Raw genomic sequence first — 16,119 nt, forward strand, 5'->3', positions numbered from 1 at the left:
GTTTCAATCGCCGGAGCTGTCGTGCACGACGTCGCTTTCGATGCGGCCGTCGAGCAGCGACACCGTCCGGTCGCACTGCTCCGACAGGCGGGGATCGTGGGTCACCAGCAGAACCGCGCAGCCGAACTCGCGATTGAACTTGCGGAACAGCTCGAACACCTCGGTGGCCGACTTGCTGTCGAGGTTGCCCGTGGGTTCGTCGGCCAGCAGCAGGGCCGGTTGCGTGACCAGCGCGCGGGCCACGGCCACGCGCTGCTGCTGGCCACCGGAGAGCTGGTCGGGCCGACGATCCTCCAGGCCGGCCAGGCCCACCTGGGCGAGCAGGCCGCGGCCGCGTTCAAGCTGGTCGGCCGTGGGCTTGCCGGTGGCGACGATCAGCGGCATCAGCACGTTCTCCAGCGCCGTGAAGGCCTGGATGAGGTGATGGAACTGGAAGACGAATCCGATCGAATTGCGGCGCAGGGCGGTGCGACCGTCGTCGTCCATGTCCGTGGTCGGATTGCCCAGAAGGAACAGTTCGCCACCGGTCGGGCGATCCAGCAAGCCCACCAGGTTCAGCAGCGTGCTCTTGCCTGAACCCGAGGCGCCCACCAGCGCGGCGAAATCGCTGCGTTGCAGCCGCAGGTCCAGGCCGTGCAGCACTTCCACCTCGGTGGGCTTGCCGACGTTGTAGCTCTTGCGAAGGCGCTGCAAGCGCAGCACTTCCTGGCCGGCGTCATGTTCAGACATGGCGGATCGCCTCCACCGGATCCAGGCGGGAAGCACGCCGTGCCGGCACGGCCGCCGCGACGATGCCCGTCACCGTTGCGAGCAGCGCGGCAAAAACCGGCAACAAGGGATCCACGGGAATGAAAAAGAGTTTCGGGCCGAAGGTGTTGAAGGCGCCGACCAGGCCATAACCCGCCAGCGCGCCCACCACCGAGCCGGCCAGGCCGAACAGCCCACCCTGCAGAAGAAACACCCGCAGCATCTGCGCCCGGGTGGTGCCCATCGCGCGAAGGATGCCGATCTCGCGCGTGCGCTGCACCACGCTTACCGACAGCACGCTGGCAATGCCCAGGGCCACGCTGAGTGCCACGAACACGCTGATCATCTGCGTGGACAGGCTTTGCGAGCGAAGTGCGTTCATCAGCTGGGCATTGGTCTCCATCCAGCTTTCGGCCTTGACGCCCGTGAGGCGGGCGATGCGCGCGGCGACGTCGCGGGCAGCGAAAATATCGTCGACCGTCACGTCGATCACCGTCGCGGCCCCGGGCAGGTCCAGCAGCGACTGCGCCTGCTTCATGTCCAGGTAGACGTAGCGCGAGTCCAGTTCGCGCACGCCCAGCTCGAAGATGCCGGCCACGTTGACCACGGTGTCGCGGCCCTGGCCGGCGTCGAGCCTCAGCTTGTCGCCGACCTGCAGGCCCAGGTCGCTGGCCAGCTGCCTGCCGATCACGGTGTCGTCGGCGCCGACCCGGAACTGGCCGGCCACGATGTCGTCCTGCACCGGGATGATGCGCGTGTAGCGCGCCACGTCGATGCCGACCAGGGCCACCGATTCGATGGCTTCGCCGCGGCGTGCGAAGGCCGGGCCGGAGATCACCGGCGACGCGGCGGTCACCCGCGGCAGGGTGTCGAGCACCGCCAGGATCTGCTGCCAGTTGTTGATCGAACGCAGGCGCTGCGCGCGCCGGGTTTCCAGGACGAGCTGCACGCTGCCTTCAGGGGCCGGCAGCACCAGGTTGCGTTCTTCGTCGGCCTGGATGCGGATGTGCGCCTGGGTGCCGAGCGTCCGGTCGATGATGTTGGCCTGCAGGCCGGTGATCAGCGCCGTCAGGAACACGATGACCGCCACGCCCACGGCGATGCCAACCAGGATGAGCGTGCTTTGCGACTTGCCCTCGCGCAGGAAGCGGGTGGCGATGGTCCATTCGGCCCACATCGGCGTCAGTCGAGCCGGGCCGGGAGTTCTTTGCGGGTGGCGGGATCATTGCCGCCGCCGGGCAGTCCGGCGGCCCGCGGGCGCACCCGGCTGCCGTCGCCGATGCCCACGTCGGGGTCCGCCAGCACCCAGTCGCCTTCCTCCAGCCCGCCGGTGATTTCGGTCAGCGCCAGTCCGCGCAGGCCCAGGCTTACCTGCTGCCGCTGCGCCCGCCCGTCGCGCACGCGCCAGACGTCGGCGCGATCGCCTTCGATGCGGCGAAGGGCATCGTTGGGCACGACCAGGGCGCGTTCGCGCCGGCCGGTTTCAATGTTCACCGAAACGGTCATGTCCTGGCGCAGGTACTCCGGCGCCGGCGAAACGGCCAGGCGCACGTCCACCGATCCCCGCGAGGGATCGACGCTGGGGGCGATGAAATGCACGGTCGCCGGGAAGGGCTGCGAGGGAAAGGCGTCGGCCACGCACATCGCGGATTGGCCAACGGCCAGGACCTGCAGGTTCTTCTCGTCCACCGGGACCCGGATCTCGGTGTCGCCGTCGCGGGCGATCTCGAACAGCACGCGGCCGGGCTGCACCAGGTCGCCGGGTTCGGCGTTGCGGGTGAGCACGGTGCCGGCCACCTCGGCACGCAGGGTGGTCTTGGCCAGCAAGGCGCGCGCCGTGGCCAGCCTCGCCAGGGCGGCGGCCTCGGCGGCGCCGCCTTCGGCCAGGTCCCGTGCCTGCAGCCGCGCCTGCTCGGCGCCGCTCCGGGTCGCTATCTCGGCCTGCAGGGCCTGTTCCAGGGCCTCGCGGGCGATGAGCTGGCGCTCGAACAGGTCGCGCCGGCGCGCGGCTTCGCGGCTGGCCTGCTGCAGCCGGGCCTCGGCCTCGCGCAGCGCCGCCTGGGCCTGCGGGCGTCCGGCGTCGCGCAGCTGCGCCAGTGCGGCCTCGGCCTCGGCGGCTGCGGCCTCCAGGTCGTCGGCGCGCAGCACCGCAAGCACGTCGCCCGCCTGCACGCGGTCGCCTTCCTCGACCCGGCGCTCGACCACGACGGCGGTCACGGGGCTGCCCACCTGGGCCCGGGATGCGGCCACCACGCGTCCGGTGGCCACCACGGTCTGCACCAGCGGCCGCGCGGCCACCTCGTAGGCTTCGAGTTCGGGCCCGCGCAGTTTTCCCACCAGCACCCAGGCTGCGGCCACGAGCACGACAAGCAGCGCGGCGGCGGGGCGGAGGCGACGGCTCATGAGGGGGCTCCGTGGCGCGGGGATCAGCGGCCAAGATACGCAATCGGCCGTGAAGGCGTGAGCCAGGCCAAGGGGTTTGGTGGCGGTCCGGCGGGCTCGCGTAGAATCCCGCCCCATGGAAAACCAGAACCCCAGCGCCGAACAGGCGCGTTTGCTGGCCAAGGGCCCGTTCCCGGACTATCCCTTCGCGCCCAAGTCCTTCGTGCATCCCAATGGCCTGACCCAGAGCTACCTCGACGAGGGCCAGGGCGAGGTCGTGCTGATGCTGCACGGCAACCCCTCGTGGTCCTATTACTGGCGCAAGCTGGTGCTGGGCCTGCGCGATGGCTACCGCTGCATCGTGCCCGACCACATGGGCATGGGCCTGTCCGACAAGCCCGCCGACGCCGCCTACACCTACACGCTGCGCAGCCGGATCCAGGACCTGGACCGCCTGCTGGACCATGCCGGCGTCACCGGCGACGTCACCCTGGCCGTGCACGACTGGGGCGGCATGATCGGTTTTGGCTGGGCGCTCAAGCACAGCGAACGCATCAAGCGGCTGGTGATCCTCAACACCGCGGCCTTCCCCCTGCCGCCGGCCAAGCCCCTGCCCTGGCAACTCAACCTGGGCCGCAACTGGCGCCTGGGTGAATGGCTGATCCGCGGCGCCAACGCCTTCGCCGGCGGCGCCGCCAGCCAGGGCGTCGAGAAGCCGCTGGCGCCTGACGTCAAGCGCGCGCTGCTGGCGCCCTACGACAACTGGCAGACGCGCATCTCGACGGTGCGCTTCGTGCAGGACATCCCACTGCAGCCCGGCGACCGCGCCTGGGACCTGGTCGAAGACGCCGGCAAGCGCCTGCCGACCTACGCCGATCGCCCGGCCTTCATCGGCTGGGGCCTGCGCGACTTCGTGTTCGACCAGCATTTCCTCAAGGGTTTCACCAAGGCCCTGCCCAAGGCCGAGGTGCATGCGTTCGAGGATGCCGGCCACTACGTGCTCGAGGACAAGGCCGACCAACTCGTGCCCGCCATCCGCCAGTTCCTCGACCGCACCTGAGATGGGGCCGGAGAACATCAACGTTTGATACCGGGAATCGAAGCGCCAATGTTCTCTGACCCCAGTGTCTGCAACATCGCCGGGGCGTTGCCGCGCTTGGCGGCCGAAGCGCCCGAGCGGGTGGCGATGCGCTGCCCGGGACGACGCGGGTCGGATGGGATGGCGCGCTACGACGTGGTGCTGAGCTACGGCGATCTCGATCGCCGCTCGGATGCCATCGCCGCCGGACTGGCCCGGCAGGGCATCGTTCGGGGCAGCCGGGTGGTGGTGATGGTGCGTCCCTCGCCGGAGTTTTTCCTGCTGATGTTCGCGCTGTTCAAGGCCGGGGCCGTGCCGGTGCTGGTGGATCCGGGCATCGACAAGCGCGCACTGCGCCAGTGCCTGGGCGAAGCCGAGCCGCAGGCGTTCATCGGCATTCCACTGGCGGTGTTCGCGCGCAAGCTGCTGGGCTGGGCGCCAGGCGCGCGCACCGTGGTGACGGTAGGGCGGCGCTGGTTCTGGGGCGGACCGACGCTCGCGGCGATCGAAGCCGCCGGCAGCGGGGCCGGTCCGCAGTTGGCCGACACCGCGCCCGACGACGTCGCCGCCATCCTGTTCACTTCCGGCTCGACCGGCGTGCCCAAGGGCGTGGTCTACCGCCACCGCCACTTCGTCGCCCAGGTCGAGTTGCTGCGAGACGCCTTCGGCATCCTGCCCGGCGGCGTCGACCTGCCGACCTTCCCGCCTTTCGCACTGTTCGACCCGGCCCTCGGCCTGGCCTCGATCATCCCGGACATGGATCCGACCCAGCCGGCCAAGGCCGATCCGCGCAAGCTGCATGCGGCGATCGAAAGGTTCGGCGTCGACCAGCTGTTCGGCTCGCCGGCGCTGATGCGCGTGCTGGCCGATCACGGCCAGCCGCTGCCGACCCTGCGCCGCGTCACCTCCGCCGGCGCGCCGGTGCCGGCCGACGTGGTGGCGAAGATGCGCGAACTGCTTCCCGCCGACGCAGGTTTCTGGACGCCCTATGGCGCCACCGAATGCCTGCCCGTCGCGGTGATCGAAGGCCGCGAGCTGGAGGCCACGCGCGAAGCCACCGAGCACGGCGCCGGCACCTGCGTCGGCCTGCCGGTGCCGCCGAACGAGGTGCGCATCATCGCCATCACCGACGACGCCATCCCCGACTGGTCGCAGGCTCAGGAACTCGGCGCCGAGGCGATCGGCGAGATCACCGTCGCCGGCCCCACCGCCACGGACGAGTATTTCCGCCGCCCGGAAGCCACCGCCCTGGCCAAGATCCGCGAATCCCTGCCCGACGGCGGCGAACGCATCGTGCACCGCATGGGCGACCTGGGGCGCATTGATGCGCAGGGCCGGCTCTGGTTCTGCGGCCGCAAGTCGCACCGCGTTCGCACCGCCGAGGGCAACCTCTACACCGAACAGGTCGAGCCGGTCTTCAACACCCACCCGGAAGTCGCGCGCACCGCCCTGGTCGGCGTCGGCGAGCCGGGGCAACAGCAGCCGGTGCTGTGCGTGGAAATGGCGCCGCACCTGCCGCAGTACGAACACGAACGCGTGCTCGACGAGCTGCGACACCTGGCCAACGGCTTCGTGCACACCGCGCGGATCCGGCATTTCCTTATCCACGACGGCTTCCCGGTCGATATCCGCCACAACGCCAAGATCGGCCGCGAAACATTGGCCGCCTGGGCGGCGAAGGAAATGAAATGGCGGCGATGAAAATAATGGTCACCGGCGGCGCCGGCTTCCTGGGCCAGGCCTTGTGCCGTGCGCTGAAGGCCGAGGGGCACGATGTCTCCAGCTTCCAGCGCAGCCACTCGCAGGCGCTCGAGGCGATGGGCGTGCGCCAGGTCCGCGGCGACCTGGCCGACGCAAAGGCGGTGCATGCGGCACTGGCCGGCCACGATGCGGTGTTCCACAACGCCGCCAAGGCCGGCGCCTGGGGAAGCCACGAGAGTTATTTCGCCGCCAACGTCACCGGTACCCGCAACGTGCTGGCGGCCATGCGCGCGCACGGCATTGCCCGGCTGGTCTATACCTCCACGCCCAGCGTCACCCACAGCGGCCGCAGCCCGGTCGAAGGCGGCAACGAGCAGGACACGCCCTATGGCCAAGGCTTCAAGGCGCCTTACCCGGCCACCAAACTGATCGCCGAAAAGGACGTGCTGGCCGCCAACGACGGCACGCTGGCGACGGTCGCCCTGCGCCCTCGCCTGATCTGGGGGCCCGGCGACACCCAGCTGCTGCCGCGCCTGGTGGAGCGGGCCAGGGCCGGTCGCCTGCGCTTCATCGGCGGTGGCCACAACCGCATGGACACCACCTACATCGACAACGCCGCCCAGGCCCATCTCGATGCCTTCAAGGCCCTGGCGCCGGGCGCCGCCTGTGCAGGCAAGGCCTACTTCATCTCCAACGGCGAACCGCGCGAAGTCCGCCGCATCGTCAACGACCTGCTGGCCGCGGCCGGCCAGCCGGCGGTGGACAAGGCGATTCCCTACCGCGTGGCCTACACGGCCGGCGCCGTGCTCGAACTGGTTTGGCGCGTGCTGAAACTCCAGGGCGAACCGCCGATGACCCGGTTCCTGGCCGAACAGTTGTCCACGCCACACTGGTACGACATCTCCGCGGCCGCCCGGGACTTTGGCTACGTGCCCCGGGTGTCCATGGACGAGGGCCTGGCGCGACTGGCCGCCTGGTGGACCACCCGGGGTTAACGTGGCGCTCAGATTGTTGGCGCGCAGTCAGGATGCAGGGGCTAGGTTCGACACTGCCCGAACCATCCGGGTCCACAAGAACAAAGGAGAGCAAACATGCTCCATTACGCGCTGGTATTTCTCGTCATCGCCATCATCGCCGCCGTGCTCGGCTTCGGTGGTATTGCAGGCACGTCGGCCTGGATCGCCCAGATCCTGTTCGTCGTGTTCCTCATCCTGGCCATCGTGTCCTTCCTCAAGAAGAAGACGTGACCAAGTGCTGAGTGGGGGGGCTGGCGCCTCGTCCGGGCGCCAGCCCGCTAGAATGGCGGCATGACGGATCCCGCCGCTTCCCCCCTCGACGCCCTCAAGCCACTGGCCGGCCGTGCGCTGGAACAGGCCTTGAACCGGCTCGTCGAACTGGACCCCGACACCGCCGAAGCCCTGCGTGGCCTCGGCGGTCGTCGCATCGGACTGGCGCTCGAAGCGCCGCCCATCGCCCTGGAACTGGCCGTCGCCGATGGCCGGCTGGTGGTGGGGCCGCCCAGGGACGAACCCGACCTGGGCGTTCGCGCCACGATCTCCGGCGTGCTGTCGCAACTTCCCTTCCTGCGTGCGCCCGGTGCCCCGCCGGTGGGCAAGGTGCGCATCAACGGCGACGCCGAACTGGCCCGCCAGCTGCAGCGGCTGGCCCAGCGGTTTGATCCCGACTGGGACAAGCCCTTTGCCCAGGCCCTGGGTCCGGTGTTCGGCCCGCAGGCCGCGCGGATGTTGCGCGACGCCCTGGCCGGTGGGGCGAAGTTCGCCAAGGGCTTTTCCCGCGACGCCGTGGATTACCTCACCGAGGAGCGCCGCGACCTGGTCGGCAAGGCCGAGCTGGCTGCGTTCCACGACGACGTCGACGAACTGCGTGACCAGGTCGAACGCCTGGCCGCGCGGCTGGCGCGGCTTGCGCCGGAGACTGGCGCATGAGCCCGCTGCGCAGCGCGCGCGGCAGCCTGCGCGCCCTGGGCATCGTGCGCGTGCTGCTGCGCCATCGCCTCGACTCCCTGCTTGAGAACACCGCGGTCGGCGGCTGGCTCTGGCTGCTCAAGCCGATAACCCGCCGTGCCAGCGCCACCGACTTGCCGCGCGGCCAGCGCCTGCGCCTGGCCCTGCAGGAGCTCGGCCCGATCTTCGTGAAGTTCGGCCAGGTGCTGTCCACGCGCCGCGACCTGCTGCCGCCGGACATGGCCGAAGAACTTTCGCTGCTGCAGGACCGCGTCGCGCCGTTCCCGGGCGAACTGGCGCGCGAGCGCATCGAAGCCGGCCTGGGCAAGGCCATCGACGTCCTGTACGCCGAGTTCGAGAACACCCCGCTCGCTTCCGCCTCCATCGCCCAGGTGCACGCCGCGCGCCTGCACGATGGCCGCGAGGTCGTGGTCAAGGTGCTGCGCCCCGGCATCCGCCAGCGCATCCGCGACGACATCGCCCTGTTGCGCACCCTGGCGGCGCTGGCCGACCGCCACCACCCGTCGGCCGACAAGATCCGGCCGCAGGAAGTGGTGAGCGAGATCGAATCCACGCTTTATGCCGAGCTCGACCTCCAGCGCGAAGGCGCCAATGGCAGCCTGATGCGCCGCACCTGGGCAGGCAGCGACGAGCTGTACGTGCCGGAAGTCTTCTGGAGCCACAGCAGCGAAAGCGTGCTGACCATGGAACGCGTGCGCGGCATCCCTTCCGACGACGTCGAGGCGCTCGACGCCGCCGGCATCGATCGCAAGGCGCTGGCGGCGCGCGGCGTGCGCGTGTTCTACACGCAGGTGTTCCGGGACAACTTCTTCCACGCCGATGCCCACGCCGGAAACATCTGGGTGGACATGGACCCGGCACGCAAGGACAACCCGCGCTACATCGCGATCGATTTCGGCATCGTCGGCCAGCTGACCCGGCGCGACCAGTACTACCTGGCCGAGAACTTCATGGCGATCTTCCAGCGCGACTACCGGCGCATCGCCGAACTGCACGTCGAGGCCGGCTGGATGCCGGCGACGGTGCGGATCGACGAACTCGAGGCGGCCACGCGCGCGGTCTGCGAGCCGTATTTCACCCGCCCGCTCAGCGAGATCTCGCTCGGCGAGGTGCTGGTGAAACTGTTCAAGACCGCCCAGCGCTACGAACTGACCCTGCAGCCGCAGCTGATCCTCCTGCAGAAAACCCTGCTCAACATCGAAGGCGTGGGCCGGCTGCTCGACCCCAAGCTCGACATCTGGGCCGAGGCGCGGCCGGTGCTGGAGAAAATCCTGCGCGAACGCTACAGCCCGGCGACCCTGGGCAACGAGTTCCGCAAGCGCCTGCCCGAGTTGATCACCCACGCGCCGGACATGCCGCGCCTGGTGCACGAGTTCCTGTCCCAGCAAGTGCGCGGCGAACATTCCCTGCGCATGCGCAGCGAAGACCTGGCCGAACTGGCGCGCATCTCGCGCGCCGGCCAGCGCCAGACCGTCTACGCGATCCTGGGCACCGGCCTGCTGATCGTCGCGGCGGTGCTTTACGCCCTGGAAGCGGGCGGCCCGCAGTTCATGGGCATTCCCGCCGCCGCCGCCATCGCCGGCCTGGGTGCCCTGGGCGCCTTCATGGCCGCCTGGCCGCGTCGGTGACCCGCGAGGAAGTGGGGCCCGGCGGCCTTTCCGTGGTTTATGCGGACGAACGGTTGGCGGTGGTGAACAAACCCGCCGGCCTGATGGTGCACGACAGCAAGCTGGCGCGGGGGGAAACCGACTTCGCCGCCGACCGGCTGCGTGAACAGTTCGGCAGGCCGATCTTCCTGGTGCATCGGCTCGACCGCGCCACCAGCGGCTGCCTGCTGCTGGCTTTTGATCGCGACACCGCATCGGCCCTGGGCCGCAGCCTGATGGCCGAACATTTCCGCAAGGATTACCTGGCCGTCTGCCGCGGCTGGCCGGAGCCGCCCGAGGGCGTCATTGACCATGCGCTCGACGGTGGCCCGGGCAAACCGGTGAAGAAGCCCGCCATCACCGACTACCGCACCCTGGCCACCACCGAAGTGGACTGGCCAAGCCAGCAGCACCCGAGTTCACGCTACGCGCTGCTGATGTGCAGTCCGCGCACCGGTCGCTTCCGGCAGATCCGGCGCCACCTCAAGCACATCCACCATCATCTGGTCGGCGACACCAGCCATGGCGACGGCCGCCACAACCTCGCCTTCCGCATGCGCGGCGTGCATCGCATGCTGCTCCATGCCTGGCGCCTGGAGTTCCCGCACCCGGCCGACGGCACGCGGCGGGAAGTGACGGCGCCGCCCGATGCGGAGTTCGGCAAGGCACTCGCCCTGCTTGGTTTGCCCACGCCATGACCGCTGGCCCATGCTCGCTTCACAATGCGCTGGCATGGTGTGCCTCAACGTCGCCCTCTTACTGACGAGAGCCCCCATGCGTCCGATCCTTCTTTGCTCCGCCCTCCTGCTTTCCCTCGCCGCCGCCTCCCCGGCGCTGGCGCAGTCGGCCGAAGATGCCGGCGAGCGGCGCATCATGTCGTCCGCGGCCTTCCTGTCCGGCCACCCCGACCTGCGTTACCGGCTCTCGGGACTTGAGCACTTCCGCAAGGGGGATTTCGACGAAGCGATGCTGCGATTCCGCCGCGCCGCGCGTTATTCCGACAAACCCTCGCAGGGCATGATCGGCGAGATGTACTGGAAAGGCACCGGCGTTGCCCAGGACAAGGCCCTGGGCTACGTGTGGATGGACCTGGCCGCCGAACGCGCCTACCCGCTGATGCTGGCCAAGCGCGAGCGCTACTGGAACGAACTCGACGCCGAAGGCCGTGCGCGTGCGCTGGAAATAGGGCCCCGCCTCTACGCCGAGTTCGGCGACGACGTGGCCAAGAAGCGGCTTGAGCGCGAGCTTCGTTTCGCCAAGCGCAATACCACCGGCAGCCGCGTGGGCTCGGTCGGCGCGCTCACCATCGTCATCCCCACGCCCGGCGGCACCGAGGTGGTGGACGGCACCGCCTTCTACGACGAAAAGTTCTGGAACATCGACCAGTACGTGCAGTGGCAGGACACCGACTGGAAGCTTCACGGCGAAGGCACGGTGGACGTGGGTGAGATCATGGACGCCGACACCCCCCTGCCCGAGGACACCCAGGGCGACTGATCCCTGCCGCCGGGAGCCCCGTGGCCCGGTCCATCCCGCTCCCGCAGGCCCACCCGGGCCTGCACATGCCCCTGCGCGGGCGATAATGGCGCCTTGCCCCACCGCCGGACCCGACCTTGGCCAAGCTCTACTTCTACTACTCGGCGATGAACGCCGGAAAGACCACCACGCTGCTGCAGAGCGCGCACAACTACCATGAGCGCGGGATGCGCACGTTGTTGCTCACCCCGAAGCTCGACAACCGGGCCGGCGAAGGCCTGGTGGCATCGCGCATCGGGCTCAAGGCGCGCGGCACCGTCTTCGAGCGCGAAGACGACCTGCTGGCCATCGCCCGCGAGGACATCGCCGCGCGCGGTGAACTGCACTGCGTGCTGGTGGACGAAGCCCAGTTCCTGTCCAAGCGCCAGGTCTGGCAGCTCACCGAAATCGTCGACCGGCTTGACGTGCCGGTGCTCGCCTACGGCCTGCGCACGGACTTCCGCGGTGAATTGTTCGAGGGCAGCCAGTACCTGCTGGCCTGGGCCGACAACCTGGTCGAGATCAAGACCATCTGCCACACCGGGCGCAAGGCCATCATGGTGGTGCGCGTCGACGAACATGGCCGCGCGATCACCGACGGTCCGCAGGTCGAGATCGGTGGCAACGAACGCTACGTGTCGGTCAGTCGCGGCGAATTCAAGAAAGTGATGGCCGGCGAAGGCCACATCGACCTGCAACAGCCGCGACTGCCCCTGGGCACGCCCGACTGATCAGGAACCGCAGTTGGGCGCCAGGGCGGCCAGGTCGCGCCTGAGCCGCTGCCGTTCGGGCATCTGCTCCGCCTGGGACTGCAGTGTTTGTCCCGCCAGGGTGCGGCCCTGGGCCAGGCGCCCGGCGCGGCAGTGCAGCTCTGCCTGCAGCACTTCCAGCGGCCAGGCCGCCAGCCGGGCCACCGCGGGGTGCGCGCGGGCCAGGGTGCGCAGGCTGGCCAGCTGTAGTTCGGCGTCGGCGGGGCGATCCTGCTGCAGCGCCAGGCGCGCCTGGGCCAGGCCCACCCGGGCCCGGGCCTCGAGATGGGCCTCGTCCAGGCGCTCGCCGGCTTCGTCCAGAAGCTGGCGCGCCTCCTGCGCATTGCCCCCCGTCTGCGCCAGTTCGGCCAGCAGCACGCGGGCGCGGCTGGCCAGCGTGCGGTCGCGGCTGCGGGAGAGCTGCAGGCATTCTTCGGCGAGGCTGCGGGCGTTTTCACGCAGGCCGCGGGCCTGGCGCACGCGGGCCAGGTCGCACAGGACCGCGACGTTGTGCACCAGCAGGTTGCCGCGCCGGCGTAGCTGCAGGCTGCGCTGCAGGGCTTCGTCGGCTTCGTCCTGGCGATCCTGCTCCCAGGCCACCCGCCCCAGCAGGTGCCAGGACTGGGCGACTTCGGGGTGGTCGGGACCAAAGCGCGACAACAAGCGCTCGTGGGCCGAGCGCAGCAGCTGGTGGGCTTTGGCCAGCTTGCCCACGTCCAGCAGCAGCCCACCCAGCCGCCGCTGTACGCCGGTGGTGAGCGGGTGGTTCAGGCCGAACCGGTCGAGCGTGATTTGCAGGGCCTGGCGGTAGGACGACTCGCCTTCGGTCGGATCGCCCAGCGCGTACTGGTAGCGACCTAGGTCACGCCAGACCTCCACGCCGAGCGCGTTGCGGTCGCCGCCGGCCTCGCGCAGCAGGGCCAGGGACTCGCGCAGCCCGCGCACGGCCTCGTCGTAGCGGCCCTCGTCGGCCAGCAGGCCGGCGAGGTCGGCGCGGCTTTCCGCCTGCAGCATCTTGCTTTCGTCCCCCTGGTTGCGAAGCGCCAGTGCGCGTCCGAACAGGTCGCGCGCGACTTCGCGGCCGCCCAGGTCGCGGTGGCAGCGTCCCAGCTGCGACAGGAATTCGGCCGCGGCGCGTGGCCCGGCGGCGGCCTGCTGCTGGGCTACCGGCAGCCAGGGCACCAGCGCCCGCACGCAGGTTTCCGGCTGGCCCAGGGTGCGCAGGCTGCGGCCACGCAGCGCCGCCGACTCCACGCCCAGCCGGGCCGGCGCCGACCCCGCCAGCGTGCCCAGGATGTCGGCCTGGCGATCGAGCAGTTCCAGCGCCTGGCGGTCGTCGCCCAGGCCCTGGCGCAGTCGCGCCACCAGGCCCAGCAACTCGGCGCGGGCCTGGGGCTGGTTGCGCAGCTCGGTGTCGGCGCGGCGCACGCCGGCATCGAGCAGGGTGCGGGCATCGAGCCCGCCGTCGCCGGCCTGCTCGGTGTCCTCGAACAGCGCGATCACGAAGTCCTGCATGGCCTGGGCGCGCTCGGCTTCCTGCAGCGCGATGCGGGTCTGCCAGGCCATGAACGCCACGGCGCCCAGCATCAGCGCCGTGAACAGGCTGCCGACAATCAGGGCCAGCGAATTGCGCCGGGCGAACTTGATGCTGCGGTAACCCAGGCTTTGCGGCCGGGCCTGCACCGGTTCGCCGTCCAGGTGCCGGCGCAGGTCCTGGGCCAGGGCTTCGACCGAGACGTAGCGGTCTTCCGGGGCCTTGGCCAGGGCCTTGCACAGGATGTTGTCCAGGTCGCCAGCCAGCTCGCGCGACAGCCTGCGCGGGTTGGGTTCATCGTGCTCGCGCGCCTGGCGGTAGGCGGCCAGCGAAGGCCGCACCGGTTCGGCGCCCAGGATGGCCTCTTCCCAGGCGGCATCGGTACTGCGGGCCGGGTCATAGGGTTTGCGGCCAACCAGCAGCTCATACAGCACGACGCCCAGCGCGTAGACGTCGGTCATCGTCGTGATGACGCCATTGCGCAGTTGTTCCGGCGCGGCGTAGTACAGGGTGAAGGCGCGGGTGCCGGTGCCGGTGATCTCGCCGTTGCCGTCCTGCGGTTCATCGAGCAGCTTGGCGATGCCGAAGTCGAGCAGGCAGACCTCGCCGGCCGGCGTCACCATGATGTTGGACGGCTTCAGGTCGCGGTGCACCACCAGGTTCGCGTGGGCGTGGCTGACCGCGGCGCAGACCTGCAGGAACAGCCGCAGCCGCTGCTGCATCGGCAGCGACAGCTGCTGGGCGTACTGGGTGATCGGCTGGCCCTGCACGTAGTCCAGGGCCAGGTAGGGCTGGCCATCGCTGCTGACGCCGGCGTCGAGCAGGCGGGCGATGTGGGCGTGGCCGAGCCGCGCCAGGATCTGGCGCTCGCGGGTGAAACGCTGGCGCAGGCCGGCATCGCCCAGGCCCGGGCGCAGCAGTTTCACCGCCACCCGGCGCTGGTACAGGCCATCGGCACGCGTGGCCAGCCAGACCTGGCCCATGCCCCCTTCGCCCAGCTGTCGTTCAAGCTGGTAGGGGCCGATCTGCTGGCCCGGCTGGGGCGAGAACAGCGACGCGTCCACCACCGATTCGGCCAGGAAGTCGGGCCGCTCTTCTTCCAGGGCGATCAGTTTGCGCAGCTCTTCGGCCAGCGGCGGATCGACGGCGTCGATCTCGGCGAGGCGGCGCACGCGCGCCGGCGGTTCGAGCTCGATCAGTTCATCGAGCAGTACCGACAGCGTGGACCAGCGTTCGGTGTCCACCGCGGCGGGTTCCCTGTCAGCCTTGCAGCGCCGCCAGCAGGAACATGCGGGCCTTCTGCCAGTCTCGGCGTACGCTGCGTTCGGAGCGTTTGAGCAGGCCGGCGATTTCGGTTTCCGACAGGCCGGCGAAATAACGCATTTCGACTACCTGGGCCAGGCGCGGATCGAGGTCGTTGAGCTTGTTCAGCGCCACGTCCAGGCCCAGCATTTCCTCGTCCAGGCGCATGCCGCCGCCGGCGTCCTCGGGCAGGTCGGTGACCCGGTGCAGGTCGCCGCCGCGCTTTACCGCCATGCGCTGGCGGGCGTAGTCGACCACGACCGAGCGCATGGCGCTGGCGGCATAGGCGAAGAAGTGCGCGCGGTCCTCGAACTCGGCTTCGGCGCGGCCGGCCAGCTTGAGGTAGGCCTCGTGCACCAGCGCGGTGGTATCGAGCGTATGGCCGTGCTGCTGGCCTCCGAGCTGGCGCCGGGCCATGCCATGCAGTTCACGGTAAAGCGTCGCCAGCACCCGATCGAGCGCCGACTTGTCGCCGGCACGGGCAGCGCTCAACCACTGAGTGATTTCGGCAATCTCGTTCATGTCTCCCCGGGGCCCGTCTGCGCGGGCTGGGAACACTATAAATGAACATCGTGTCTATCGCTGGCAGCCCGGGCACCAGGCCGTGGCGCGGTTGGCCATGCGGCCGTCGCGCAGGGTCCGGCCGCAGCGCTTGCAGGCCTCGCCCTCCCGCCCGTAGACGAACAGTTCCTGCTCGAAATAGCCGGGTGCGCCATCGGCGTTGAGGAAATCGCGCAGGGTGGTGCCGCCCCGGGTGATGGCGTGGGCCAGGATGGTCCTCACGGCATCGGCCAGGCGCCGGTAGCGTTCCCGGCTGATGGCCCCGGCGGCCCGGCCAGGCGCGATGCCGGCGCGGAACAGGCTTTCGGCGGCATAGATGTTGCCCACGCCCACCACCACCGCCTGGTCCATCAGGAAGGATTTCACCGGGGCCTTGCGGCCACGGCTGAGCTTGAACAGGTAGTCGCCGTCGAAGCCATCCGAGAGCGGCTCGGGGCCCAGGCTGGCCAGGAGCGCATGGGTCTGGCCGGCGGGCTGCCAGAGCAGGCAGCCGAAGCGCCGCGGGTCGGTGAAGCGCAGCACCCGGCCCGAATCCAGGGCCAGGTCGACGTGGTCGTGCGCCGCGACCGGGGTCCGGGCGGGGAGCACCCGCAGCATGCCCGACATGCCCAGGTGCAGCAGGGCGCTGCCGGGTGCGGTGTCGAGCAGCAGGTACTTGGCGCGCCGGCGCACGCCCAGCACGCGCTGGCCGGGCAGGTCGCGTGTTACCTCCGGCGGGATCGGCCAGCGCAGGTCGGGCCGGCGCAGCACCACGCCGGTGATGCGCCGGCCCTCCAGGTGCGGGGCCAGGCCACGCCGGGTGGTTTCGACTTCGGGCAATTCGGGCATGGCCGAAGTTTGGCAGAGCCCGCCGGCGCACGCGTCAATTGCGGCCCGGGGCCACGGGGGCATAGCCTTGGCCGATGCGCCCAGCCTTTCC

Annotated in this window: 15 protein-coding genes; 9 read left to right on the top strand and 6 right to left on the bottom strand. The window is 70.0% G+C overall.

Annotated features, from left to right (window positions below):
- Positions 1-3: 3 nt before the first annotated feature.
- From ACYVJH_RS10960 to ACYVJH_RS10970, 3 genes are read right to left on the bottom strand one after another with little or no spacing between them, the layout of a single operon-like run.
- Positions 4-729 (bottom strand): ABC transporter ATP-binding protein, encoded by a 726-nt coding sequence (locus tag ACYVJH_RS10960; protein WP_460454683.1) that lies wholly within the window; start codon positions 727-729, stop codon positions 4-6.
- Positions 722-1,924, bottom strand: a complete 1,203-nt coding sequence (locus ACYVJH_RS10965; protein WP_460454684.1) for an ABC transporter permease — start codon at positions 1,922-1,924, stop codon at positions 722-724. Before ACYVJH_RS10965 ends, ACYVJH_RS10960 begins: the two co-directional genes overlap by 8 nt.
- Before the next feature lie 5 nt (positions 1,925-1,929).
- Positions 1,930-3,150 (bottom strand): efflux RND transporter periplasmic adaptor subunit, encoded by a 1,221-nt coding sequence (locus tag ACYVJH_RS10970; RefSeq protein ID WP_460454685.1) that lies wholly within the window; start codon positions 3,148-3,150, stop codon positions 1,930-1,932.
- 115 nt (positions 3,151-3,265) lie between these two features.
- Here ACYVJH_RS10970 and ACYVJH_RS10975 point away from each other — a divergent pair, with 115 nt between their 5' ends.
- From ACYVJH_RS10975 to ACYVJH_RS11015, 9 genes are all read left to right on the top strand, one after another.
- Positions 3,266-4,189, top strand: coding sequence for an alpha/beta fold hydrolase (locus tag ACYVJH_RS10975; RefSeq protein ID WP_460454686.1), 924 nt, complete (start codon positions 3,266-3,268; stop codon positions 4,187-4,189).
- Positions 4,190-4,237: 48 nt separating this feature from the next.
- Positions 4,238-5,908: an olefin beta-lactone synthetase gene (gene oleC, locus ACYVJH_RS10980; RefSeq protein WP_460454687.1), complete on the top strand. Its 1,671-nt coding sequence runs from the start codon at positions 4,238-4,240 to the stop codon at positions 5,906-5,908.
- Complete coding sequence (gene oleD / locus ACYVJH_RS10985; RefSeq protein ID WP_460454688.1) at positions 5,905-6,903, top strand: 2-alkyl-3-oxoalkanoate reductase; 999 nt, start codon at positions 5,905-5,907, stop codon at positions 6,901-6,903. The genes oleC and oleD overlap by 4 nt, the downstream gene beginning before the upstream one ends.
- Positions 6,904-6,999: 96 nt before the next feature.
- Positions 7,000-7,155, top strand: a complete 156-nt coding sequence (locus ACYVJH_RS10990; protein ID WP_460454689.1) for a DUF1328 domain-containing protein — start codon at positions 7,000-7,002, stop codon at positions 7,153-7,155.
- Positions 7,156-7,215: 60 nt separating this feature from the next.
- On the top strand, positions 7,216-7,854 hold the full coding sequence (locus tag ACYVJH_RS10995; protein WP_460454690.1) for a ubiquinone biosynthesis accessory factor UbiJ: 639 nt from the start codon (positions 7,216-7,218) through the stop codon (positions 7,852-7,854).
- Positions 7,851-9,521, top strand: coding sequence for a ubiquinone biosynthesis regulatory protein kinase UbiB (gene ubiB / locus ACYVJH_RS11000; RefSeq protein WP_460454691.1), 1,671 nt, complete (start codon positions 7,851-7,853; stop codon positions 9,519-9,521). The genes ACYVJH_RS10995 and ubiB overlap by 4 nt, the downstream gene beginning before the upstream one ends.
- Positions 9,518-10,237 carry a pseudouridine synthase gene (locus ACYVJH_RS11005; RefSeq protein ID WP_460454692.1) on the top strand — a complete coding sequence of 240 codons (720 nt, stop codon included), beginning with the start codon at positions 9,518-9,520 and terminating at the stop codon, positions 10,235-10,237. The genes ubiB and ACYVJH_RS11005 overlap by 4 nt, the downstream gene beginning before the upstream one ends.
- A gap of 76 nt (positions 10,238-10,313) precedes the next feature.
- A complete protein-coding gene (locus ACYVJH_RS11010; protein WP_460454693.1) occupies positions 10,314-11,036 on the top strand; it encodes an SEL1-like repeat protein in 723 nt (240 codons plus the stop codon).
- 116 nt (positions 11,037-11,152) lie between these two features.
- Complete coding sequence (locus tag ACYVJH_RS11015; protein WP_460454694.1) at positions 11,153-11,785, top strand: thymidine kinase; 633 nt, start codon at positions 11,153-11,155, stop codon at positions 11,783-11,785.
- Here the strand turns inward: ACYVJH_RS11015 and ACYVJH_RS11020 are convergent, their stop codons facing one another.
- The 3 genes from ACYVJH_RS11020 to mutM are packed head-to-tail and all read right to left on the bottom strand — an operon-like array spanning position 11,786 to position 16,028.
- Positions 11,786-14,581, bottom strand: coding sequence for a serine/threonine-protein kinase (locus ACYVJH_RS11020; RefSeq protein WP_460454695.1), 2,796 nt, complete (start codon positions 14,579-14,581; stop codon positions 11,786-11,788).
- A gap of 16 nt (positions 14,582-14,597) precedes the next feature.
- Complete coding sequence (locus ACYVJH_RS11025; protein ID WP_339824959.1) at positions 14,598-15,161, bottom strand: ECF-type sigma factor; 564 nt, start codon at positions 15,159-15,161, stop codon at positions 14,598-14,600.
- A gap of 54 nt (positions 15,162-15,215) precedes the next feature.
- Positions 15,216-16,028, bottom strand: coding sequence for a bifunctional DNA-formamidopyrimidine glycosylase/DNA-(apurinic or apyrimidinic site) lyase (gene mutM / locus ACYVJH_RS11030; protein ID WP_460454696.1), 813 nt, complete (start codon positions 16,026-16,028; stop codon positions 15,216-15,218).
- Positions 16,029-16,119: the final 91 nt, after the last annotated feature.

The sequence above is a fragment of the Arenimonas aestuarii genome (assembly GCF_054781715.1).